19 protein-coding genes and 2 riboswitches are annotated in these 21,802 nt (G+C 66.0%); of the genes, 6 read left to right on the top strand and 13 right to left on the bottom strand.

The genetic code is table 11. The annotated features are described in order from the left end of the window. Positions 1–159 precede the first annotated feature (159 nt). Positions 160–240: riboswitch (cyclic di-GMP riboswitch) on the bottom strand. Between the two features lie 1,039 nt (positions 241–1,279). Then, entirely contained in the window at positions 1,280–2,764 is a 1,485-nt protein-coding gene (locus tag FO488_RS04875; protein ID WP_168205895.1) for an ELWxxDGT repeat protein, read from the top strand. Positions 2,765–2,858: 94 nt separating this feature from the next. Here the strand turns inward: FO488_RS04875 and FO488_RS04870 are convergent, their stop codons facing one another. The 6 genes from FO488_RS04870 to FO488_RS04845 form a co-directional block, all read right to left on the bottom strand. Next, positions 2,859–4,571, bottom strand: coding sequence for a PAS domain S-box protein (locus FO488_RS04870; protein ID WP_240732249.1), 1,713 nt, complete (start codon positions 4,569–4,571; stop codon positions 2,859–2,861). Next, complete coding sequence (locus tag FO488_RS19855) at positions 4,532–5,479, bottom strand: cache domain-containing protein (RefSeq protein WP_149209513.1); 948 nt, start codon at positions 5,477–5,479, stop codon at positions 4,532–4,534. The genes FO488_RS04870 and FO488_RS19855 overlap by 40 nt, the downstream gene beginning before the upstream one ends. 18 nt (positions 5,480–5,497) lie before the next feature. Continuing rightward, positions 5,498–5,875, bottom strand: a complete 378-nt coding sequence (locus FO488_RS04860) for a response regulator (RefSeq protein ID WP_149209512.1) — start codon at positions 5,873–5,875, stop codon at positions 5,498–5,500. Between the two features lie 57 nt (positions 5,876–5,932). Then, positions 5,933–7,153 (bottom strand): EAL and HDOD domain-containing protein, encoded by a 1,221-nt coding sequence (locus FO488_RS04855; protein ID WP_149209511.1) that lies wholly within the window; start codon positions 7,151–7,153, stop codon positions 5,933–5,935. Next, positions 7,153–9,807 (bottom strand): hybrid sensor histidine kinase/response regulator, encoded by a 2,655-nt coding sequence (locus FO488_RS04850; RefSeq protein WP_149209510.1) that lies wholly within the window; start codon positions 9,805–9,807, stop codon positions 7,153–7,155. Before FO488_RS04850 ends, FO488_RS04855 begins: the two co-directional genes overlap by 1 nt. Positions 9,808–9,973: 166 nt before the next feature. Further along, positions 9,974–12,619 carry a hybrid sensor histidine kinase/response regulator gene (locus FO488_RS04845; protein ID WP_149209509.1) on the bottom strand — a complete coding sequence of 882 codons (2,646 nt, stop codon included), beginning with the start codon at positions 12,617–12,619 and terminating at the stop codon, positions 9,974–9,976. Positions 12,620–13,023: 404 nt separating this feature from the next. Between FO488_RS04845 and FO488_RS04840 the strand changes: the two genes are divergently transcribed. Continuing rightward, positions 13,024–13,431 (top strand): bacteriohemerythrin, encoded by a 408-nt coding sequence (locus FO488_RS04840; protein WP_149209508.1) that lies wholly within the window; start codon positions 13,024–13,026, stop codon positions 13,429–13,431. 30 nt (positions 13,432–13,461) lie between these two features. On the opposite strand, the gene FO488_RS04835 is transcribed toward FO488_RS04840, so the two are convergent. Beyond that, positions 13,462–13,716 (bottom strand): hypothetical protein, encoded by a 255-nt coding sequence (locus FO488_RS04835; protein WP_149209507.1) that lies wholly within the window; start codon positions 13,714–13,716, stop codon positions 13,462–13,464. 125 nt (positions 13,717–13,841) lie between these two features. After that, positions 13,842–13,925, bottom strand: a riboswitch (cyclic di-GMP riboswitch). 320 nt (positions 13,926–14,245) lie between these two features. Between FO488_RS04835 and FO488_RS04830 the strand changes: the two genes are divergently transcribed. The 3 genes from FO488_RS04830 to FO488_RS19330 all read left to right on the top strand — a co-directional run bounded on the left by FO488_RS04830 (position 14,246) and on the right by FO488_RS19330 (position 16,437). Then, positions 14,246–14,686: a hypothetical protein gene (locus FO488_RS04830; RefSeq protein ID WP_149209506.1), complete on the top strand. Its 441-nt coding sequence runs from the start codon at positions 14,246–14,248 to the stop codon at positions 14,684–14,686. Positions 14,687–14,792: 106 nt separating this feature from the next. Beyond that, positions 14,793–16,097, top strand: a complete 1,305-nt coding sequence (gene bioA / locus FO488_RS04825) for an adenosylmethionine--8-amino-7-oxononanoate transaminase (protein WP_149212086.1) — start codon at positions 14,793–14,795, stop codon at positions 16,095–16,097. A 196-nt stretch (positions 16,098–16,293) separates the two neighbouring features. After that, positions 16,294–16,437 carry a hypothetical protein gene (locus FO488_RS19330; protein WP_168205894.1) on the top strand — a complete coding sequence of 48 codons (144 nt, stop codon included), beginning with the start codon at positions 16,294–16,296 and terminating at the stop codon, positions 16,435–16,437. 128 nt (positions 16,438–16,565) lie between these two features. On the opposite strand, the gene FO488_RS04820 is transcribed toward FO488_RS19330, so the two are convergent. Further along, positions 16,566–16,973, bottom strand: a complete 408-nt coding sequence (locus tag FO488_RS04820) for a hypothetical protein (protein ID WP_149209505.1) — start codon at positions 16,971–16,973, stop codon at positions 16,566–16,568. 468 nt (positions 16,974–17,441) lie between these two features. On the opposite strand from FO488_RS04820, the gene FO488_RS04815 reads away from it, so the two are divergent. Continuing rightward, positions 17,442–17,975, top strand: coding sequence for a YgjV family protein (locus tag FO488_RS04815; RefSeq protein WP_149209504.1), 534 nt, complete (start codon positions 17,442–17,444; stop codon positions 17,973–17,975). A 170-nt stretch (positions 17,976–18,145) separates the two neighbouring features. On the opposite strand, the gene FO488_RS04810 is transcribed toward FO488_RS04815, so the two are convergent. From FO488_RS04810 to FO488_RS04795, 5 genes are all read right to left on the bottom strand, one after another. Continuing rightward, complete coding sequence (locus FO488_RS04810) at positions 18,146–18,367, bottom strand: hypothetical protein (RefSeq protein ID WP_149209503.1); 222 nt, start codon at positions 18,365–18,367, stop codon at positions 18,146–18,148. 63 nt (positions 18,368–18,430) lie between these two features. Then, complete coding sequence (locus FO488_RS04805) at positions 18,431–19,948, bottom strand: terminase family protein (RefSeq protein ID WP_149209502.1); 1,518 nt, start codon at positions 19,946–19,948, stop codon at positions 18,431–18,433. Next, the gene (locus tag FO488_RS04800; protein WP_149209501.1) at positions 19,938–20,363 is read right to left on the bottom strand and encodes a terminase small subunit; all 426 of its coding nucleotides are present in this window, start codon (positions 20,361–20,363) and stop codon (positions 19,938–19,940) included. Before FO488_RS04800 ends, FO488_RS04805 begins: the two co-directional genes overlap by 11 nt. A 259-nt stretch (positions 20,364–20,622) precedes the next feature. Then, positions 20,623–20,790 (bottom strand): hypothetical protein, encoded by a 168-nt coding sequence (locus FO488_RS19325; protein ID WP_168205893.1) that lies wholly within the window; start codon positions 20,788–20,790, stop codon positions 20,623–20,625. Position 20,791: 1 nt separating this feature from the next. Next, the gene (locus FO488_RS04795; protein ID WP_149209500.1) at positions 20,792–21,640 is read right to left on the bottom strand and encodes a hypothetical protein; all 849 of its coding nucleotides are present in this window, start codon (positions 21,638–21,640) and stop codon (positions 20,792–20,794) included. Between the last annotated feature and the right edge of the window lie 162 nt (positions 21,641–21,802).

The raw sequence follows: 21,802 nt of genomic DNA, 5'->3' as shown, positions 1-21,802 counted from the left end.
GACCCGCGGGGCCGGAAGGGGCGAGGGGATCATCGGTTCTCTGTTTTGTCTCTTATCGGCACCGGCAACAGGAATGTTGCCCAGATACGGTCATGTTACAAACAAGGCCCGACTTTTGGGTAAAAGCGGGCCTTGTCACAATAACTATACTTGTGTCATTTCGGCGGCCCCTCTATCCAACCAGTGATTGGACAGGTAGCTTTGCGTCGCCAGGTTGCCCTGGTTTTGCCTGTTCGATGAACTCTATTTTTATAAAATTGTTACTATGTATCGCTGATACAGGTTCACAACAACCAATACTATATATGATATTTGCTTAGCAACATTGTTTACATATTATTCAAGTAGCAACAAGTTGCTCTATAACATAGGTGCACCATCATATTCAACGTCATTATAATTTATTTTTACTCATGTGTTCCACGAATCCGTGACCGTGACGCCGCAGGAAAAACATCTTCCGCGCGGTTCGTCGCTTGCAAGGCTGAGGCGCCTCGTCATTGAGGCATGGCGTGGGATCGGGGCGATGGTCGTTGCCGCGCGGTCCGGACCGGGACGGTCCCGCATCCGGCCTGACGTAACTTCCGTTCGGAATGGGACTTTCCGCCCTTGCGGCATCAACCTTCGGGCGTGCATGGGGAGGGTGTCGCAACACGCCTCCGGCAGTCCCATGGTCTCCAGGCCTGGGCGACAACACGCAGAGCGGTCGGACCGCCACGGCTCCCGCAGGGGCCGGATGGTCGGGTCGAAAGTCCACATGTCCGAATCGGAAACCGGCAAGAGCCTCCCAGCCCCGGTTCGGAGCGGGAGAGCTACGTACAAGCGAAAAAGCCCGTGAAGGAAGAGAGAGGGACTCCACGGGCCTTCCGTAACGCAGAACTGGCTGCGGTGGCGCCGCTTCTGCGCATGACAACCGACAACGGCCTCCCCGGGACGGGTGCCCCGGAAGAGGCGTCTGCTTTTTCATGAGAGCAAGGAACGTACCAATGGTGACTTGCACGTAACCGCTCGCAATTATGGATTTTTTATTTCTCGAAACGAATCGTTCCTTATTATTTTGATAATGTTGTTATCGAATTGACAAACATGTCAACCAAAAAGAGAAAATCTTGGCCCACTCCCTGTCCGTAAAAACCCCGACACAGAAACCGTGGATCCCCGGACATATTTTCTGCACATTTCAGAGTAAAAAACGAAAACAACGGATTATCCCCGACGCCGTGTCCAGGCGAAGCGATCCGAAAAAACCGAGAAGACGTACAAAAGGAGGATGACTGTAATGCGCACGACTCTTCGCCTGGCCCTTGCCGGGACCATGGCCGCGGCCTGCTTCGCCCTGGCCGGATGCGGCAACGATGCCGCGACCCAGCAGACAACCACCCCCTTCGCCGTTGTCGCCATGACCGACGGCACCACCGGCGCCGAACCGTACCTGGTGAAGGACGGCGCCGTCACCCTGATCAAGGACATCAATCCGGGCAGCGGCGATTCCAACCCCATAGGTTTTACCCCCCTGAACGGCAAGATCTGTTTCTTCGCCAGCGACGGCACCAACTACGGGCTCTGGGTCACCGACGGCACCGCCGCCGGCACCACCCAGGTGAAGACTTTTCAGGCCAACAATGTGGACAAGGCAGCGAACGCAACGATTGCCAAGCAAATATCCGGCGGTCCCGCAGAGCTTACGGCCTTTAACGGCAAGCTCTACTTCGCCGCCAACGACGGCACCAACGGCACGGAGCTGTGGGTGACCGACGGCACCGCCACCGGCACCGTCATGGTGAAGGACATCAACACCACCGCGGGCGCCAGTTCCTACCCCAGATCTCTGGCGGTCATGGGGAGCAAGCTCTATTTCTCCGCTACCGACGGCACCAACGGCTATGAACTGTGGGCCTCGGACGGCACCTCCGCCGGCACCGCCATGGTGAAGGACATCAACACCAGCAGCGCGGGCGCCAGCTCCTACCCCGGCGGTTTTACCGCCATGAACGGCAAGCTCTACTTCCAGGCCAACGACGGCGTCAACGGCTATGAGCTGTGGGTTACGAACGGCACCGCCGACGGCACCGTCATGCTGAAGGACATCAACACCACCGCTGGCGCCAGTTCCTACCCCCTCTACTTTACGCCCATGGGCGGCAAGCTCTACTTTAGAGCCGACGACGGCGTCAACGGCTCGGAGCTGTGGGTCACGGACGGCACCGCCAGCGGCACCACCATGGTGAAGGATATCAACACCGCCACCGCAGGCGCCGGTTCCTCCCCCGACAGTTTTACGGTATTCAACGGCAAACTCTATTTTGACGCCACCGACGGCACCCATGGCTATGAGTTGTGGGTAAGCGACGGCACCGAGGCGGGCACCGTCATGCTGAAGGATATCAACACCGCCACCGCAGGCGCCAGTTCGTACCCCGACAGTTTTACGATCTTCAACGGCAAGCTCTATTTCAATGCCGACGACGGCGTCCACGGTACCGAACTGTGGGTCACGGACGGCACGGACGCCGGCACCGCCATGGTGGCGGACATCTATCCCGGCTCGTCCAGTTCAGGCGCCGTGGCAATCCAGGTCTTTGCCAGCATGTCCAATACGTCATACCTGTACGGAAACTTCACGACCCTGCTCCTGAGCGCCTCTGACGCCGACCACGGCCTGGAACTCTGGACCACCGACGGCACCGCGGCCGGGACCAAGCTGCTCAAGGACCTGAACCCCGGAACCGGCGACGGCATCAGCTTATTCGGGATGAAAGGCTGACGCTCCACCCCGCCGCAAACGACGTCCGCGACGCAAAAAGCCCCCAGGTCCGCCCGGGGGCTTTTTGCGCATGGTGGGAGGCCGGCCGTGAGATTCAGGCCGCCCCCAGGCTGGATACGACCTTTCGGAGGGCGGCCAGGGTGTAGGGCTTCTGGATGAAGCCGTCCAGCCCCTTGCCGGCGAACCGGGGAGCCACCTCCTGCTCGTTATAGCCGCTGGAGACGATCACCCGCATGCCGGGGACAAGGCGCCTGATCTCCCGGAAGCACTGTTCCCCGTCCATGTTCGGCATAGTCAGGTCCAGGATGACGAAGGCGATGTCCGGGGTGGTGCGGCACAGCTCCAGCGCCTGGCGGCCGTCCACGGCGGTGATGGGGACGTATCCCAGCGCTTTCAGCATCTCCGTACCGATGCCCCGCACACTCTCCTCGTCGTCCGCCAGGATGACCGTGCCGCTACCGCGCCAGCCCAAGGCTGGGGCCTCCGGGACGGGACGTTCCCCCGGCTGGCCGGCGGCGGGCAGGAGCACCCTGAAGGTCGTGCCCCGTCCCGGCTCGCTGGAGACCCTGATGGCCCCCCGGTGGCCGCGGATGATGCCGAGCACCGCGGCCATGCCCAGCCCCCGGCCGGTGAACTTGGTGGTGAAGAAGGGGTCGAAGATCCTGGCCATGGTCTCCCGGTCCATGCCGCAGCCGGTGTCGGCCACTTCGAGCCAGGCGTAGGCCCCCGGTCCCCTGTTCTCGTTCAGCCAGGGATTGTCCAGATACGCCGCGTCGCACTCCATGCAGCCGGTGGCGACGGCGATCGTCCCGTCCCGGTCGCCCATGGCCTCCGAGGCGTTGATCACCAGGTTCATGACGATCTGGCGCACCTGGGTGGCGTCCGCCTCCACCGCCGCCGGCTCCGGGGTCAGGTCGAGCCGCAGCGCGGCCTTCTTGGAGATGGAGACCTCCAGCATCTGGACCATCTCCCGGAGGATGCGGTTCAGGTCGATGCGCTCGATGAGGAACTTGCCCCGCCCCGAGTAGGCCAGCATCTGCCCGGCCAGCTCCGTGGCCCGGGCGGCGGCCTCCTCGATCCTGCGCAGGTTCGCCACGCAGGGGGAGCCCTTGTCGATGCGCATCAGCGCCAGGTCAGTATTGCCGGTGATGGCCATGAGGATGTTGTTGAAGTCGTGGGCGATGCCCCCGGCCAGGACCCCCAACCCCTCCAGCTTCTGGGCGTGCAGCATCTGCTGCTCGATCCTGCGCCGCTCCTCCTCGGCGCGCTTGATGTCGCCGATGTCGCTGATGTGCCCCACCAGACCGATGAGCCTTCCGTTCCCGTCCTCGTGGCGGCGGCCGGTGAAATAGCCCCAGAAGACCTCCCCGTCCCCCCGCAGGTAGCACCGCTCGGTGCTGAAGGCGTCCACCTCCCGGTCGATGATCCGGCGCAGGTTTTCCCGGCAGAGATGCCGCTGGTCCGGCGGGACGTGGTCCGAATAGGGGGTGCCGGTCAACTCCTCCGGGGTGCGCCCCAGCATCTCGGCCAGGCGCCGGTTGGCCACCATGATCGTGCCGGTGGCGTCCAGGAGCAGGATGCCGGCCTGGGACGACTCGAAGAGCACCCGCAGGTGCCCTTCACTGTCCCGCAGGGCGCTCTCCCGCAGTTCGAGCTGCTCGGCCATGTGGTCGAAGGTCTGCCCCAGGGCCCCCAGTTCGCCTCCCCGCACCAGGTCCGCCACCCGGATGTGCCGCTCCCCCTCGGCCAGGCGCCGCGAGGCGTCCGTCAAGAGCGAGATCCGCCGGATGATGAAGTGCGTCCCCACCAGGTAGGCGGCCCCGGCCGCCAGGAGCAAAAAGGCCGACAGCAGGGCCACGTCGCCCAGGAACCGGGCGTCGGCCGTAGCCAGGGCCGTATGGTAGGGGGTGGAGACCCGGACGTACAGGTAGGGCTCCGTCTCGCCCCTGAGGCGCAGCTTGCGGTAGGTGGCGATGCGCCGGTCCCCCGCCATGCTGTCGATGCTGCCGGTCCCCTCCTCCGCCCCCCCACCATGCGCCGGTACAGGTCCGCCCGCAACGGGACGCCGATCCTCGGGCTCGCCCCCCGGCTGGCGTAGATGATGATCCCCCGGTGGTCCACGAGCAGCAGCCCGGTCTTGTCGGGGAGCTTGAGCTGGTCCACGATGCCCTGGTAATAGTCCAGGTTGAGGGTGGCGACGATGACCCCGGCGATGGCGCCGTTGTGGCCACGGTAGGGATAGGCGTAGCTGATGGCGGGCCTGTTGGTGGTGCGGCCGATGAGGTATTCGCTGGAGGAGAGGCGGCCGCCGGCCAGGGCGTTTTTGAAATGGCGGCGGTCGGCGATGGAGAGGGGGAGCGGGGCCGGGATGCCCGAGCACCAGACGTTGCCCAGGGTGTCGGCGATGAGGAGATTAGCGTACTGGGGGTTGAGCTGGACCAGGCCCGCCAGGATGGCCCCGGTCCGGGGCGCGTCCTTGTCCGCGACCTCGGGCAGCCGCCCCAGGGTGGACAAGAGCTGCTCCGTGGCGGCGGTGAGGTTCTGCTGTTCCGCCACGATGCGTCCCACCACCCGCCGGGTCTCCGCGCCGGCATCCTCGATGACCTCGTCCCGGTGGTGCAGCCCGGTATGGATGATGATGCCGACACAGGGGAGCGCGACGAGCCCGATGATGGCGAACAGGACGGTTTTGACGGACAGCGGCACAGGGGACATGGGGGAATCCCTCCGGAGTTATGGTTGCCGCCCGGCAACCCGCCGTACGACGGCGGCCAACTCCTCCAGGTTGAACGGCTTCTGGACGAAACCGTCCACCCCCATCTCCCCGAGGGACGCCTCCACCTCCTGTTCGCCGTAGCCGCTGGCGAGGATGACCCGAACGTCCGGCCGGATGCGGCGCAGTTCCCTGAAGACCGCGATGCCGTCCATGACCGGCATGCTCATGTCCAGAAGCACCAGGGCGATGCCGTCCCCCCGGTCCCGGAAGATGCGCAGGGCCTCCGGGCCGTCGGCGGCGGCCAGGGTCGCGAACCCCAGTTCCTCCAGCATGGCGGCCGAAACGTCGCGGATCATCTCATCGTCGTCAACGATCAGGATGGTGCTGTCGGGCATGACGCTCCTCCTCGCTTATGGCCTCTTCCGCTCCCCCGGGTCCCGGTTCCCGCCGTGTCATAGTCCGAAACGCCAGCCATAGGCCTTTTTCTGGCAGCCGAGGACCGCCAGAAGCGGTATCTCCAGCGTTTCCAGGCGTTGCGCGGCGCGTTCGAACTCCAGGTTCTCGATCATCTCCACCAGGCTCAGGAGCAGGCCGTAATCCCCTTCCCGGCTCACCAGGGCGGCCCGGACCTCGTCGGAAAGATGCAGGTTCGCCAGGATCTCCTCCATGGGTACGTCGTAGACGCTGGTGAGGATCGACAGGATGCCGACCAGGTACCCCTCGTCGGCGGCATGGCGGTTTTTGCGCACCAGGGGGGTCAGCCTGACCAACTCCTCCATGAAGACCGCCCGCACCGCGGCCAGGTCCACCACCGGGTCGTCCAGGCACGCCTCCCCGTCCGTGGCGAAGATGGCCAGTTGCACCCAGCGCTTGAGCTGGTGCAGGCCGATCATCATGACGGCGTGGCGGATGGAGGCGACCTTTGCCCGCAGTCCCAGGGAGATGGAGTTCACCAGGATCAGCAGTTTGTAGACGAGCGGCGGGCTTTCCCTGATCGTCCGCTCCACCGTCTCCAGTTCCGCGTCGTCCGTGAGCTGCCCCATCAGCTTGAAGACCGTGGCGGACGAACCGTCCCAGCGCCGTTTCTTCATGACGGCCGGCTGGGAGAAAGTATACCCCTGGAACAGGTCGAAGCCAAGTTCCCGGCATTCCAGGTAGCGCTCCCGGCTGTCCACCTTTTCCGCCAAGAGCTTGACCGGGTACCGCCGGAACCGTGCCACCGCCGCCGCCAGGGCGTCCCCGTCCTGTCCCAGGACATCGATCTTGATGACGTCGACCACCCCCTCGTACAGCTCCCGGCAGCGGGGATCGTACTCGTGGTCGTCCAGGGCCAGCAGGTACCCCCTGGCCTTGAGCTCACGGCAGCGCCCGATCACTTCCGGGGTAACGGCGATGGTCTCCAGGAGCTCCAGGCCGAACCGTTCCGGCGGCAGCAGTTCCAGGCTATCGCTCATGAGCAGGTCCGCATCCACGTTGACGAAGCCGCGATGCCTGCCCATGGCGGTCCCGGTGCCAAAGCCGGAGAGCGTACTCAGGATGGTGCGTGAGGTGGCGCGGAGAGCGCTCTCCACCTCGGCACGGTCCTGCGCTTCCTGCGACCGGAACAGCAGTTCGTAGGCGACGATCTCTTCCGCCTGGCTGACGATGGCCTGCCGCCCGATGAGGTACTCCATTACCGTCCCTCTCCCGCTCCGTCAGCCCCGTTCAGGATCGCGTCGATCCTCCCCAGTAGCTCCCGGGTGGTGAAGGGCTTCTGGATGAAGTCGGCCCCCGCGTCCGAGGCGCCGGCAGCGGCGAAGGCGTTGTCGGTGTACCCGGACATGTAGATGGCCTTGAGGCCCGGATGGCTCGACCGCAGTTTGTCGTGCAGCTCCGGGCCGTTCATGTCGGGCATGACCACATCGGTGAGCAGCAGGTCCACCTCCCGGCCAGCGCTCAGGGCCAGGGCCTGGAGCGGCCCCTCGGCCACGATCAGCCGGCAGTTGCAACTGTCCAGCAGATCCCGGACCAGATTGCGCACCATGTCGTTGTCCTCCACCAGGAGGATGGTGCTGCCGGCCACGTTGACCTCCGCCAGTTCCGCGACGCTGGCCGTTTCCACCGGCACCGCGTCGTCCTCCAGGGGGAAGAAGATCTTGAAGGTCGTCCCCTCCCCCTCCTCGCTGAACACCACGATATGCCCCCCGTGCTGCCGGACCAGGCCGTAGACCGTGGCCAGCCCCAGGCCCGACCCCTTGCCCACGTCCTTGGTGGTGAAGAACGGCTCGAAGATATGGCTGAGGGTTTCCCGGTCCATGCCGGCCCCGGTGTCGCTGACCCCCAGCATCAGGTACCTGCCCGGCGCAAGCCCCGCGTGCTGGCGGACGTATTCGTCGTCCAGGGTCACCGGCGCCGTTTCGATGGTGATGGCGCCCCGGTCGGCGATGGCGTCCTGGGCGTTGATCGCCAGGTTCATGATGATCTGCTCCAACTGGTTCCGGTCGGCGCGGATGGCGTAGACAATCTCCGACAGGCGCAGGCGGATGGCGATGTTTTCCCGGATGGTGCGGCGCAGGATCTCGTAGAACGAGCCGATGACGTTGTTCAGGTCCACCGGGCGCATCTCCAGGAACTGCTTGCGGCTGAAGCTCAAAAGCTGCTGGGTGAGGACCCGGGCCTTGTCGGCCGCTTCCATGATCCGGTCCACCCGCTCCCCGTCCCGGCTGTCGGCCGGCAGGCGGTTCTTCAGCAGTTCGGCATACCCCAGGATCGGCGTCAGCAGGTTGTTGAAGTCGTGGGAGAGCCCCCCGGCCAGGCGGCCGATGGACTCGATCTTCTGGGACTGGCTCAACTGGATCATGAGCGCCTGCCGCTCGTCCTCCGCCTCGCGGCGCTCCGAGATGTCCCGCACGATGGCGCAGTCGTATTCCTGGCCGTCGATATTGAGGTAATTGGCCGAGATCTCGATGGGAAAACGGCGGCCGTCCCGGGTCTGGGTCACGGTCTCGAAACTGATGAACCCCTCCCGGCGCAGCCGTTCCCAATGGAGTTGCCAGGTCTCGAGGGTGTAATGGCTGGAGACGTCCCACACCTGCCGGGCCAGCAGGTCCTGGCGCTCGCAGCCGCTCATGCGGCAGGCGGCGTCGTTGACGTACAGGAACCTGCCGTCCGGGCCGATCCAGGTGACGGCGTCCGACATCCGGTCCATGACGATGGCCGACTTCTGCCAATCCGCCTCCACCTGCCTGCGCCGGTCGATCTCCTCCGCCAGCCGGACGTTTCTCGCTTCCAGCAGGGAGGTGCGCTCCCGGACCATCTCCTCCAGCCGCCCCCGGTGCCGGAGCAGCTCCGCCTCGGCCTGCTCCTCGAGCCGGCGGTTGCGGTAGAGCAGCCGGGCCGTCGCCAGGGAACCGAGCGCGAAGAAGGCCACCATGGCCCAGGTGATGGCCGCTTCCCCGCGCCAGGGCGTCAGGTAGTCGTCCACGGCCAGGCCGGCGGTGACGTAGAGGGGATAGTTGGCGATCTTGCGGAAGGAAAAGGTGCGCGCCACCGGGTCCAGGCTTCCCGCGGTCCGGTAGGTGCCGGAGGCCTGGCCGTTCCGCACCAGCCCCCGAAACTCCCGCGACACCACGGTGCTGCCGGTGCTGCTCTTCACCCCGGGCAGCTCGGGATAACGCACCACGAGGGCCAGGTCGGCGTCCCGCAGGGCGATGAGGCCGTGTGTTCCCAGGTCGAGGGAGGCGAACAGCCGGGTGAGGTATTCAAGGGAGACAACGCCGTAGACGATGCCCGCGAAGCCCCCTTTCGGGTCATCGATGCGCCAGGCGATGCTGAACGCCCATTTGCCGGTGACGCGGCTCAGGTAAGGCTTGGTGACCATCAGGCCGATCCAGGGGTTCATGCGGGCGGCGATGAAACTGTTCCGGTCGCCGATGGAGGGGGTCACGCCGGGGGAGAGCAGGCGGCCGTAGACGATCTCCCCCCGGGCGTTGGCGATCCTCAGGTCCTCCAGCTCGGGCACCCGTTCCTGCTGGGTGCGGAGATAGGCGCGCATGGCCGGGGCGTCCAGGCCGCCGCCCGCGAGTTGCCGCTCGGCCTCCTTTTTCGCCGCAAAGGCGGTCAGGGCGGCCTTGTCGATCAGGCCGGCAATGGTCAGGTTGAGGGATTGGGCCAGGTTCTGGGTCTGGATGGCGACGCGGCTTTCATACTGCCGGCGGCTTAATTGGAGGGAATAGGCGGCCAGTCCGGCCACGAACAGGTTGATGAGCAGGACGCTCGCCGCGAGCCAGGGTAGGGAGGCTCGGGCGGCGACAACCGGACTGGATATGGGGGGGGCGGCTTCGGGCATTTCGGTGGACGGCCTCCAGTCGGCGGCGGCCGCCGGAGGCGCGGCCAATCTGATTGATTTTATTAAAAATTTGCAATTAATTATAAACGATAATTCGCAACCGTCAACAGAATAGTGGGGGGGAGGCAGGACCGGGGCCGGCAATCGGCCGTGGCGGGCGGCGGGATCAGGCGGCGGGCCCCTCTCCGACCGGCCCGTTCAGGATGGTGTCGATCTTTCTCATGAGATCCCGGGCGGTGAACGGCTTGGGGATGAAGTTGACCCCCTCGTCCAGCACGCCGTGGTGCACGATGGCGTTGTCGGTGTAGCCCGACATGTAGAGGGTCCGCAGTCCCGGATGGCCCGGCCGCAGCTTTGCGCTCAGCTCCGGGCCGTTCATGTCGGGCATGACCACATCGGTGAGCAGCAGGTCCAGTTCCCGCCCGGCGCTCAGCTCCAGGGCCTGGCGGGGTCCCTCGGCCACGATCAGCCGGCAGCCGCGGCTCTCCAGCAGATCGCTGACCAGGTTGCGCACCATGTCGTTGTCCTCAACCAGAAGGATGGTGCAGCCGGCCACGTCCACCTCCGCGAACTCCTCCGCCACCGCCGCCTCCCGGGACAGTTCCCCCGCCACCGCCGGGAAGTAGATCTTGAAGGTCGTTCCCTCCCCCTCCTCGCTGAACACCGCCACATGCCCCCCGTGCTGCCTCACCAGGCCGTAGACCGTGGCCAGCCCCAGGCCCGACCCCTTGCCCACGTCCTTGGTGGTGAAAAACGGTTCGAAGACATGGGCAAGGGTATCCCGGTCCATGCCGGCGCCGCTGTCGCTGAAGGCCAACAGCAGGTACGGTCCCGGCGCGAGCCCCTCGTGCTGGCGGACGTATTCGTCGTCCAGGATTACCGGGGCCGTCTCGATGGTAATGACGCCCCGGTCGGCGATGGCGTCCTGGGCGTTGACCGCCAGGTTCATGATGATCTGCTCCAACTGGTTGCGGTCGGCGCGGATGCCGGAGGCGGTCTCCGCCAGGTGGAGCCGGATGGCGATGTTCTCCCGGATGGTGCGGCGCAGGATCTCGTAGAACGAGGCCACCACGTTGTTCAGGTCGATGGTCTTCATCTCCAGGATCTGCTTGCGCCCGAAGCTCAAAAGCTGCTGGGTGAGGATCTTGGCCTTGCCGGCCGCCTGGGCGATCCGCTCCACCCGGGCGGCATCCCGGCTGTCGGCGGGAAACCGGTTCTTCAGCAACTCGGCATACCCCAGGATCGGCGTCAGCAGGTTGTTGAAGTCGTGGGCGATCCCCCCGGCCAGACGGCCGATGGACTCGATCTTCTGGGAGTGGCTCAACTGGAGCGTCAGCGCCTGTTTCTCGGCCTCCGCCTCCCGGCGCTCCGAGATGTCCCGCAGGATGGTGCAGTTGTACTCCCGGCCGTCGATGTTGAGGTAGTTGGCGGTGATCTCCACGGGAAAGCGGCGGCCGTCCCGGGTCGCGGCCTCGGCCTCGAAATGCCGATACCCTTCCCGCCGCAGATAGTCCATCAGATGCTGCCACGCCTCGGGATTGTTTAACGTCAGGCTGATTTCGGGCACCGTCAGAGAGAGCATCTCGTCACGGCTGAGACCGTACATCCGGCAGGCGGCGTCGTTCACGTACAGGAACCGCCCATCCGGGGCGACCCACGCCACGGCGTCCGCCATGCGGTCCATGATGATGGCCGCCTTCTTCAGCTCCGCCTCCACCTGCTTCCGCAGGACGATCTCCTGGGCCAGGAGGGCGTTGCCCGCCTCCAGTTGGGCGGTCCGCTCGTGCACCGTCGCTTCCAGCAGTTCCCGATGCCGGAGCAGCTCACCCCTGGCCGCCGCCTCGCGCGCGCGGTTGCGCTGGATCAGCCGGGCAGCCAGGCACGATCCCGCCACGAAAACAGCCACCAGAAACGCCATGACCCTGGCCTCGCGGCGCCAGGGAGCCAGGTAGTCGGCGGCGGCGAGACCGGCCGCGACGTAGAGGGGATAGTCGGTAACCTTGCGGAAGGAGATGGTGCGTTCCACCGGGTCCACGCTCCCCCTGGTCCGGTACGTCCCCACGGTCTGTCCGCTCCGGACCAGGGCCCGCAGCTCTTTGGACACCGCCGTGCTGCCGATGCTGCGCGGCTCCGGGTAGCGGATGACGACGTGGAGCGCCCCGTCCCGCAGGTTGAGGACCCCGTGGCGGCCCACGTCGAACGTGGCAAAGAGCCGCATCAGGTAGTCCAGGGAGATGGCACCGACCACCACGCCGGCGAAACTGCCGTCCGGGTTGTCGATGCGTCGGGCGATGTTGACCACCCACTTGTGGGAGGAGCGCCCGAACAGCGGCTCGGAGATGATCAGGCCGGCCCGGGGGTCGCTTTGGGCCTTGATGAAGTAGCTTCGGTCCTTCACCCGGGTGTCGGGGCCCGACAGGATCTTGTCCCCATGGATGAACGCGCCCCGGGCGTCCGTGACCCGCAGGCCGTCCAACTCGGGGATGAGCAGGCGCTGGGCCAGGATGTAGTCGTCCAGGTACGGGCCGGAGGCGGTGCCCTTTCCGAGCTGCCGTTCCCGCTCCCGCTGTACCGACAGCAGGGCGATGCCGGTTTTGTCCACAATGCCGGCTATGGTCAGACTGAGGGACTGGGCCAGGTTCTGGGTCTGAATGGCGGCGCGGACTTCGTACTGCCGGTGGCTATGATAGAGGGAAAATCCGGCCAGCCCGGCCACGAACAGGTTGAGGAGCAGGACACCGGCCGCGAACCGGCGGAAGGAAGCGCCGCGGGGCGCGATCATACCGGATGTCGGGGGGGTGACTTCGGGCATGTGGTTCGATCGCCTCCGCTCGTAACGTTGCCTGTGCCGGCCAGTGGAACGTGCCGATGATGATTAAAATTTTTCAAGAAAATTATAGGGAAAATTTCGTATACGTCAACACAATAGTGAAGGCCGGGGGGAGCGGGAGAGGTTCGTGCGGGACCGGAGGGGGCCACGGGAAGGGGACGGGAAGCCGCGCCTTAAAGTTTGCGCACCGCCTGCCGATGTATACAAAGGTACGCGCCGCACAACGCGGGGAACCGGGCGTACCGCCCCGGCAGCGAGTTCGTGCCCGCGCTCCCTGCGACGAGTCGGGCGGGGCACGGTGGCGGAAAAACCGGGGCAGGCCTTGCCAACCGGCGAATTTTTGGGATACTGGTACGGACGAAGCGAACGTGCCGGGGAGCGATCAGATGACCTTCATGCAATGGGACCCGGATTTCGAGCTCGGCATCCATGAGTTCGACGAGCATCACAAACACCTGGTGGACCTGATCAACCTGGCCTTCGACGGCTTTGCCTACAAGGCGGAGCGGGACGAGATCGAGGCGGTCCTGGACGAATTGTCCGACTATGCCACCTACCACTTCGCCGCCGAGGAATATTGGATGGAGGCCCACCAGTACCCCGGCCTGGCGCCCCACCGGGAAGAACACCAGCGGTTCTGCGACCGGGTGGCGGAGCTCAGGGAGGGGTTTCGCCGAGGGGAGGCCCACCTTTCCCTTGAGGTACTGCAGTTCCTCCACGGCTGGCTGACCGGCCATATCCTCACGACCGACGCCGCCTACGGGCGCTTCGCCCGGGAACTGCCCCACGGCTGACCGCCCCGTGCCGGCGGCCGGCTTTCCCCGTCAGTGGGTGCGGGGGGCGGCGTGCTCCGGCGGCCGCTGCCCCCGGTGTTCCTGCCGGCGCCCGAACACCGGCATGCCCTGAAAGGCGCCGTGGTCGGGGTGAATGCAGTAGCTGCTGGTGGTGCCGGCCGGAATGGCGTACCGGCAGGCCACGTTGTGGGCGAGGCACCGGGAAAAATCGTCCACGATGTGCTCGGTCCTGCACTCCTCCACATTGGGTTCACTTCCGCTGAAATTCTGAATCGGTATCGACATTGACCCCTCCTTCTCCTCTGCCGGTCACCCGGCCCTGACACTGCCCCATCGCATGTCCGGAAAGCCCGCGCGGCGGCCGGCGGCGCGCGCAAAAACGCCGGGCCCCGCGAAGGCGTGTTCTCTCCTTCGGCAGCCCGGCCATCTTCCGGTCGTGGGGAAGATCCGCGGCTTTCCGTCCCCCTCTCGCGAAGGGTTTGGCCTTGGCGGGACAAAAAACGCCGCCCGCTCCGTGGAAGTATAGCACCGTAGGGAAATGTGTTCAACCAGACAAAATTTTTTTCCCGGACATCAAACCAGCGGAACCCGCATCGCCGACGACGCGGCGCGGGGCACCGCCCGCGGAGGAGGCGGGCCGGCCGAAACTTGCCGTGGACTCTTGCCGCAAAAACCTGTATATCAATCCCCAGGCCGCCGGCGCACGCACTATCCGTAACCACCCGGCTTCATGCATGAATCGGGTGCCGCTCCCGGCCGATTCCCCTCTGCCCGCACCGCAGCGGCGCTTCATGAAGAAAGGGCGTTTCCCGCCATGACGGATGAAGAGGTTGTCCGCATAATGCATGCGCACTTCGAGGGACTGTTCCCCCGGGGGTGCCCCACCTGCGGCCGCTATTTCGCCAACCTCCGGGACTACATCCTGGACACGGAACTCATCGGGGACACCATCTCCTACGACGTGGAACTGTGCGACTGGGAGCCGGAAGAGCCGCTGGGCGCGGCGGCCTTCGCCAACTGCCCCTGCGGCACCACCATGGTCCTGACCACCCGGGGCATCCCGGTGGCGCAGCTCCACGGGGTGCTCCGGTGGGTCAGGGACGAGACCGGACGGCGGGGGGTGGGACATACGGAGCTGATCGGCGCGGTACGCGACGAGGTCCGCCGGCGGGCCTTGGGGAGCGGGGAAAAACTCGGGATCGTGCCGCTGCCTGCGGGGGGACCTGCGCCGGCAGCGGCGGCCCCGGAGGCCTGACCGGGGGCGCGGACGCACCCGCAGCCACATTTCCAACGCGGCCCTCGTTCCCGCACGAGGGGCGCAGGGAGCCATATCCATGAACGATTCCGCCCATGGCGGGAACATGACCGAACAGGAACTGCTGGAATTCGACCGGGCGCACCTCTGGCACCCCTATACCTCGGCCGCCGCCCCCCTCGCCTGCTATCCGGTGGCGCGTGCCGACGGCGTGCACCTCCAGCTCCTGGACGGCCGGCGCCTCATCGACGGCATGTCGAGCTGGTGGTCCGCCATCCACGGCTACAACCACCCGGCGCTCAACGCCGCCATGACCGCCCAGATCGGGCGCATGTCCCACGTCATGTTCGGCGGCCTGACCCACGAACCGGCGGTGGAGCTGGCACGGCTGCTCCTCGGGATCGTGCCGGACGGTCTGGAACACGTCTTCTTCAGTGATTCCGGCTCGGTGGCGGTGGAAGTGGCCATGAAGATGGCGCTGCAATACTGGCACGCCCGCGGCTGCCGCACCCGGCACGCCTTCGTCACCGTGCGCCGGGGGTACCACGGCGACACCTGGCACGCCATGTCCGTTTCCGACCCGGACACCGGCATGCACGCCATCTTCAACCAGAACCTGCCCCGGCAGTACTTTCTGCCCGCGCCCCGCTCCGGCTTTTACGACAGCTACGACGCAACGGAAACCGACGAGGTCGAGGCGTTCCTGCGGCAGCACCACGAGAGCATCGCCGCCTTCATCCTGGAGCCGATCGTCCAGGGGGCCGGCGGCATGCGCTTCTACCACCCGGACTACCTGCGGCAGGTGCGCCGGCTCTGCACCGAATACGGCATCCTGCTCGTCGCCGACGAGATCGCCACCGGCTTCGGCCGGACCGGCAGGCTCTTCGCCTGCGAACACGCCGCCGTCGCCCCGGACATCATGTGCGTGGGCAAGGCCCTGACCGGCGGCTGCCTTACCCTGGCCGCCACCCTCTGCACCCGGGAGGTGGCCCACACCATCTCCGCCGCCCCTCCGGGGGTGTTCATGCACGGCCCCACCTTCATGGCCAACCCCCTGGCCTGCGCCACGGCCCTGGCCAGCACCCGGCTCCTCCTGGAGGGCGGCTGGCAAGGAAACGTGGCGCGCATCGAAACCATCCTGAAGGAGCGGCTCCTGCCGCTGCGGCGGGCGGCGGGGGTCGCCGACGTGCGCGTCCTGGGGGCCATCGGCGTGGTGGAGATGCGGGAACCGGTGGCCATGGCGCAGATCCAGCGGCGCCTGGTGGACGCGGGGGTCTGGCTGCGCCCTTTCGGCAGGCTGATATACACCATGCCCCCCTACATCATCTCCCCGGACGACCTGCACCGGCTGTGCGACGGGATACACGCCGTCACCGCCGGCACCGCCGGCACAGCGGACGGCGCGGCGTAGCCCGGCGGCCGTCTTTCCCCATCCCCGGCGCCGTCGTTTTTTTCGACGGCGACCAAAACCGCGCAATGTGTGCTATAATGGAAAAGCGAATCGTGAACCGCACGGGCGACCGGCCGTCAGGCGGGCCCCAGGGGGGCATCAGCGCAGCAGAGCCGGGCGCCGTCCGCGCAGGGGATTTTATGGGAAGGGGGACGCCATGCAACCATCCCGGATTTCTCTGTATGTGGCCATCGGACTCATTGCCCTGCTGGCAGGGTTCTACTACCTGCACTGCCAGACACCGGCCGACCGGAACTGCCCGGTCAACGTCATCCAGCTCTTCACCAAGGCCAGGTTCTAGTCACGGATAACCCGCGCCGCCCATAAGGGCAGGGGTGCATCCCCGGGGTTCCGCCGCGAACCGCGGGGCAGCCGCCCGGGGAGCCCCCTACCCCGCGATCGCCGAAACTCCCCCGGCCCATTCCCCGCTCAGTGCGGTCCGGGACGGCCGTCGAGCTTGGCGCAGAGCGTTACCGTTTCCCGCGCCACCACCTCCTCGGACAACCCCTCCAGGGTAAGGAGATACTCCCGATAGAGAGACGACAACCTGTCGGGCATATCGCAGCCAAGCAGATTGTAATCCACAAGCACCGCCAGATACCTCTCCGAAGCGGACCCTGCCCGGGCCGCCCCCCTGGTTTCGGAGACCGGGCAAGGCCCGTGCGCCACGGCATCCCTGACATCGTCGCGGATCTGCCGGAACAGCGGATACCGGTCGGCCTGCTCCGGCCACCGGGCGGCCAGTTCCTCCGGCGACAGTTTACCGTCCAGCGCCCTTCTGCAGAGCGCCATCACCTCTCTTTTCCAGCTATACACGCTGCCCGTCGTCGTGATCACGGCCACTATCCCGCCATCTCCCGGAAAACCCGGGGAAATCGCGCACCGGACCCGCAGCCCTTATCCGCCCCTCCCCGGGACGGCACCCTGCCCTGGTACGCCATGCCCCCTTCTACCCCGCGTAAACACAATTTTCAACCGCAAAATCAATATGTTAAAAAAATTACCACACTTCTGAAATTGTTACAGACGGTAACACTTTTGAGAATATCCCACAACATACCGACAATACACGCAAAAACGGCCCCCTAAGGCGTTCCGGGAGCCGTTGATTGGATCATTTTGACACATTAGGGAAAACCCTGATCCCCCGCCGACGGTTCGGGGCGGGCGCCCCCCCTCTGGCCGGCACCATGAAATCAGATATTGCAAATAATACGTATAAGTATCATTATAAAAAATGGGCCGACCGAACCGCACCTGGTTCGGGATTCGGCCCATAACGCGTCAGGCTTCGGGAGTATTCTGGTGGAATTCCTTTCTCTGCCCCAGTGCGTGGGCTATATCGCATTCGTCCTTGGCTGCGTCGCTTTTCTCCAGAAAGAGGACCGGCCCCTCAAATTTTTCGTCGGCCTGGAAAGCATCGCCTACACCGTTCATTTTTCCCTGCTCGGCAATCCGACCGCTGCGGCGAGCGCCCTGCTCACGAGCCTGCGCTCATTTTTGGCGATGAAGACCCGCTCGGCCCTGGTGGCGGTCTTTGTCATTGCCGCCAACGTCGGCATCGGCCTGGTGCTTACGAAAAGCCTCTTCGGCTGGCTGCCCGTGATCGGGTCGTGCGTCTCCACCTATGCCGTGTTCACCATGAAGGGCATCCCCATGCGGCTGGTGATCCTCTCCAGCACCTTCTGCTGGCTGGCGAACGACATCCTCAGCGGCTCCATCGGCGGCACGCTCCTCGAAACGGTCGTCGCCATCGTCAATACCTCGACCATCCTGCGCATGTACCGGGACGCCGTACAGGAACGCGTCGGGGAGCCGGCGGGAGAGCCGACTCTGTGAAGGTCTCAAACGCCAGAGGGATCAGGTCGCCATCCTGCATAGAATGAAACGGGGAGACGCGCCCTCTGCGATCCACGCTCCGTAGGGGTGCATCGCATGCGCCCCGCATCACCCCCACACCAATCGGGCGCACGGCAGTGCGCCCCTACGTTCCCGTTACCACCCAAAACTTACGGCTCCGCAAACCCCTCCTGCACGAACTCGATGGCCGAGGCGGCGGTGAAGCGGATGAAGCGCGTGTCGCCGTAGGCCATCCACGCCTTGAGCGGGGTCTTGCGCGAATACCACCAGTTGCGCACCGTGCGGGGAGTCACCTCCATGGTTTGGGCCAGCTCCTGGGCGCTCACCCAGCGCCGCCGGCGCCAGGTATCCATGCTCTCGTCGATAGTCATCGCTCAACCTCCATTTTCCCGGTGATTACCTATGTGAATCGTAGGGGCGCATGCCATGCGCCCCTACACCCACGGATCGTACTCCACCACGTGCCCGGCACGGCCGGCGAGGGCCGCCCGTTTCGGCGTCTCCACCGAGGCGTAGACGATGGCGTCCCCCTTGTCCGGTGAGCGGCCGATGCGGGCCATGAGATCCTCCTTGGATTCGATGAGAATCCGGCCCGCGCGCAGGCTCCAGGTGGGGGCGCACAGGTCGGCGCGCAGCGCCTGGCCCGGCGGCAGGGCCACCGGTGGGACGGCCGCCGGGTCCAGGGCCTCGCGCAGCTTCCACCACAACTCGGCCCGCAGGTTGTAAAAGCGGAGCTTGCCGCTGTGGTCCGTGCCGTAACTGGCCGCCGCGCCGTTGATGGCCACCACGTGCACTCCGGCCCGGTTCAGGTGGTCGTAGGGGCTGGTGCCGCAGCCGATGACGTCCACGTGGATCGGCGCGCCGTCCCGCACGGCGGACAGGGCGACTGCCGCGGCGCTGGGGCCGTCGGGAGTGACGCTGCCGGGGTAGCAGAGGAGTTGGTCGTACCACGCCCCGTGGCGGCGGGCCACCACCGTCTCGGCCCTCCCCCCGCGGGCCACGTCCTGCCCCACGGCGTCCATGGGGCCTTGCCGCCCCTCTTCGCGCCACCGTCCCTGGGCCGCCGTCACCCAGGCCGTGGGGATGACCTGGAAGGGGTTCTCGTCCCGGCCCGCCGTGAAGTCCCCCTCCAGCATTTGCGAACGGAGCGGTTCGGGCAGCGCCTGCAGGGTGGCCTCGTAGCCGGTTTCCATGAGAAAGGGGTTGTCCCGGACCCGCGACGGGATGAAGGTGCGGGACTGGGGCCTGATCTCCGTGCCGGCATGGCAAAACGGCTCGCCGCTGTCCAGCTCCACGTCCTTGCCGTCCAGCACGGCGAACCAGCGCAGTTCCCCCGGTTGGGCCGGGTTGGGGTGGTCCTTGTCCAGCCAGGGTGCCCAGTAGCGCACCACCCACTCTCCCTGGCTGTCCACCGGCGGGTTGCCGGTGCAGATGACCCGGCAGCGCTGCGCCTTGGCGGTGGTGCGCAGCCAGGTGACGAGGAAGCGGAACTGGGCCTCGGGGAAGGAGGTGATCTCGTCGAACACCTTGAGGTCGTGGGGGCGCCCCTGGTACTTCTTCTCGTCCCCCGGGACCGGCACGGCCCCGAACTCCACCTGGCGGCCGGACAGGCGCCACACGTTCTTCTGCGCATTGTACCCCTCCGCCGTGCCCAGGATCTCGGCCATGCGGTCGATGATGGCCTGCAGCTCGGTGCCGACCTTGCGGAAGATGATGGAGCGCCGGTGCCGGGTGAGGGCCGCGCCGATCACCAGGTCGGTCTTGCCGCCGCCGGCCGCGCCGCCGTAAAAGAGCACGTCGGCCGGGGAGTCGTAGGCCGCCTGTTGCGGCCCCTGGAAGAGCGGCACCCAGGCCGGGGTGAGCTGGCGGGCGATGGCTGCCAGCTCGGCCCGTTCCGCGGCGGTGGCGTATCCCAACAGGCGTTTCAGCTTTTCCAGGGCATCATGCGCCATCGGCCCGTTCCTCCAGGATGGCGATGAGGGTCAGGAGCCGGTTGGACAGTTCCAGGTCGGAGATCTCCAGGGGGCCGCCGTCGTGACCTGCGTGCTCCACCCGGTCGGTGAAGAGTTTCAGGTGCTTGCCCAAAAGTTCGTTGGCCTTGAGGGCCTGGGAGAGCTTGCCCCTGGTCACGGCCCTGCCCCGGATCTCCACGATGGAACGGAGCACGTCCTCGCCGCTCAGGTGCAGTTTCTCGGCCCGCGCCGCCATCGCCCGGCGGACCGTCTCGGCGATCTCCGGCTTGCGCAGCAGCCGGCAGCCGGTCTCGTTGGCGGACCCCACGGTGTAGCCGGCCCGGATGGCCGCCTGGGTGGCGTTCAGGTCCACCAGGTATTCGTTCACGAACAGGGTCTGCCTGTGGTTCAGCATCGGCGCCTCCTAGTAAAACAACGTAAAGCCCGCCCCAGGGACACGGATAAAATCTAAGATCACCATCCGCCCCGGAAACACGGAGACACGGAGGTACACGGAGAAAGGCACAAGACTTTGTGGGGTAAAACCGTTATCAGGATTGTTGTTGCTGTTTTTCGTGCTTTTGGTTTCCTCTGTGTCTCCGGGGCAGGTATTGACGCTCTCAAGGGTGTTCTCCGAGACTCCGGGGCGCCGTGGCAAACATCAGCCTTTCAGGTTATTCAGTGGCGGCGGGCTCCGGCCCCACGTCGGCCCAGTAGCCGCACATGAGGCAACTGTCCCCCTCCACCCAGGCATGCTCATCGTCGTAGCGCTCCAGGGTCGAGGGGGTGGCGATCACCGCCACCCGCCGGATGTGCCGGGAGTGACACTTGGGACATTCCATGTCACACCTCCCGGGCCGGTTCGGCCGTTTTCCGGGCTGCACCGCGGCGCAGCCGCTCCTTCAGCCCGGCCGCCCCCTTTTGGGGCGGGGCCTCCCCGCCGGCCGCCGCCTCTCCCTGTGGAGCGAACCAGTCGCCCGGGGCGCTCATGCCGTCCCGCAGGCTGTTGCCGATCTTGCCCAGTTCCGCCACCTGGGCTGGGGTGGCGGCTTCCAGGGGGCAGCCGATGTGGGCCTCCACCTGCCCGCGGCTGACCCCGCAGGCGGCGAAGGCATCGACCAGTCTGGCCCGGGCCGCGGGGGAAGCGTCGGTCCGGGCCAGGGTCTCCTCGCACTGCTCCACGGCCGCCTCCACCACATCCCCCGGTACCACCCCCAGGATGCAGGCCCGCAGGCGGCGCGCCCCCTGGCTGGCCACCACCTCGTAGCCGTCCCGCCCCTCCCCGGCCCGCGGCGCTCCCGGGCGGCCGGCGCGCCGGTGGCGCACCAGGAAGACCTTTTCCTGGCGCGTGTTGCTCTCCACGTCCCAGGCGTAGGCCCTGACCGTGGCTTCGCCCCCCTGCTGCGCCAACTCCTGGATGTTGCCCCAGCCTTGGGCAATGGCCTCGGCCAGGCGGATGGAGGGGCCGCTGACGTCCGCCCCGTCGCGACGGCAGGTGTAGAGCCCGGCCCGGGCCAGTCCGGCCCTGCGGCAGGCGGCCATGATCCGCTCGAAGGCCTCGCCCTGGTCGCGGGGAAAACGCCGGGCCAAAAGGACGGCCCCCTCCGCGTCCCCCAGGGGGGCGTTTCCGCCGGGGCGCGGCGCGATGGCGGTGGTGAACATATCCAGAGGTGTGGTTGCCGTCGTTGTCATAGGTATAGTCTCCTTGTTAACATCTCATTTTTGCCACGGCGCCACAAAGGCGCGGAGAAAACCGGGAGCACGGACGCAAAAACCAACGGTTCCTGTTTGATGGTTGTATCCCTCGATTTTTCTGCCTTTCTCTGTGGACCTCCGTGCCTCCGTGTTTCTGCG

The sequence above is a fragment of the Geobacter sp. FeAm09 genome (assembly GCF_008330225.1).
Classification (GTDB): Bacteria; Desulfobacterota; Desulfuromonadia; order Geobacterales; family Pseudopelobacteraceae; genus Oryzomonas.
This window is presented reverse-complemented; position numbering and strand designations above follow the sequence as displayed.

Coding starts and splice junctions, on each gene's coding strand:
- FO488_RS04875 (WP_168205895.1), top strand. CDS start 1,280: ATGCGCACGACTCTTCGCCTGGCCCTTGCCGGGACCATGGCCGCGGCC.
- FO488_RS19855 (WP_149209513.1), bottom strand. CDS start 5,479: ATGTCCCCTGTGCCGCTGTCCGTCAAAACCGTCCTGTTCGCCATCATC.
- FO488_RS04860 (WP_149209512.1), bottom strand. CDS start 5,875: ATGCCCGACAGCACCATCCTGATCGTTGACGACGATGAGATGATCCGC.
- FO488_RS04855 (WP_149209511.1), bottom strand. CDS start 7,153: ATGGAGTACCTCATCGGGCGGCAGGCCATCGTCAGCCAGGCGGAAGAG.
- FO488_RS04850 (WP_149209510.1), bottom strand. CDS start 9,807: ATGCCCGAAGCCGCCCCCCCCATATCCAGTCCGGTTGTCGCCGCCCGA.
- FO488_RS04845 (WP_149209509.1), bottom strand. CDS start 12,619: ATGCCCGAAGTCACCCCCCCGACATCCGGTATGATCGCGCCCCGCGGC.
- FO488_RS04840 (WP_149209508.1), top strand. CDS start 13,024: ATGACCTTCATGCAATGGGACCCGGATTTCGAGCTCGGCATCCATGAG.
- FO488_RS04835 (WP_149209507.1), bottom strand. CDS start 13,716: ATGTCGATACCGATTCAGAATTTCAGCGGAAGTGAACCCAATGTGGAG.
- FO488_RS04830 (WP_149209506.1), top strand. CDS start 14,246: ATGACGGATGAAGAGGTTGTCCGCATAATGCATGCGCACTTCGAGGGA.
- bioA (WP_149212086.1), top strand. CDS start 14,793: ATGACCGAACAGGAACTGCTGGAATTCGACCGGGCGCACCTCTGGCAC.
- FO488_RS19330 (WP_168205894.1), top strand. CDS start 16,294: ATGCAACCATCCCGGATTTCTCTGTATGTGGCCATCGGACTCATTGCC.
- FO488_RS04810 (WP_149209503.1), bottom strand. CDS start 18,367: ATGACTATCGACGAGAGCATGGATACCTGGCGCCGGCGGCGCTGGGTG.
- FO488_RS04805 (WP_149209502.1), bottom strand. CDS start 19,948: ATGGCGCATGATGCCCTGGAAAAGCTGAAACGCCTGTTGGGATACGCC.
- FO488_RS04800 (WP_149209501.1), bottom strand. CDS start 20,363: ATGCTGAACCACAGGCAGACCCTGTTCGTGAACGAATACCTGGTGGAC.
- FO488_RS19325 (WP_168205893.1), bottom strand. CDS start 20,790: ATGGAATGTCCCAAGTGTCACTCCCGGCACATCCGGCGGGTGGCGGTG.
- FO488_RS04795 (WP_149209500.1), bottom strand. CDS start 21,640: ATGACAACGACGGCAACCACACCTCTGGATATGTTCACCACCGCCATC.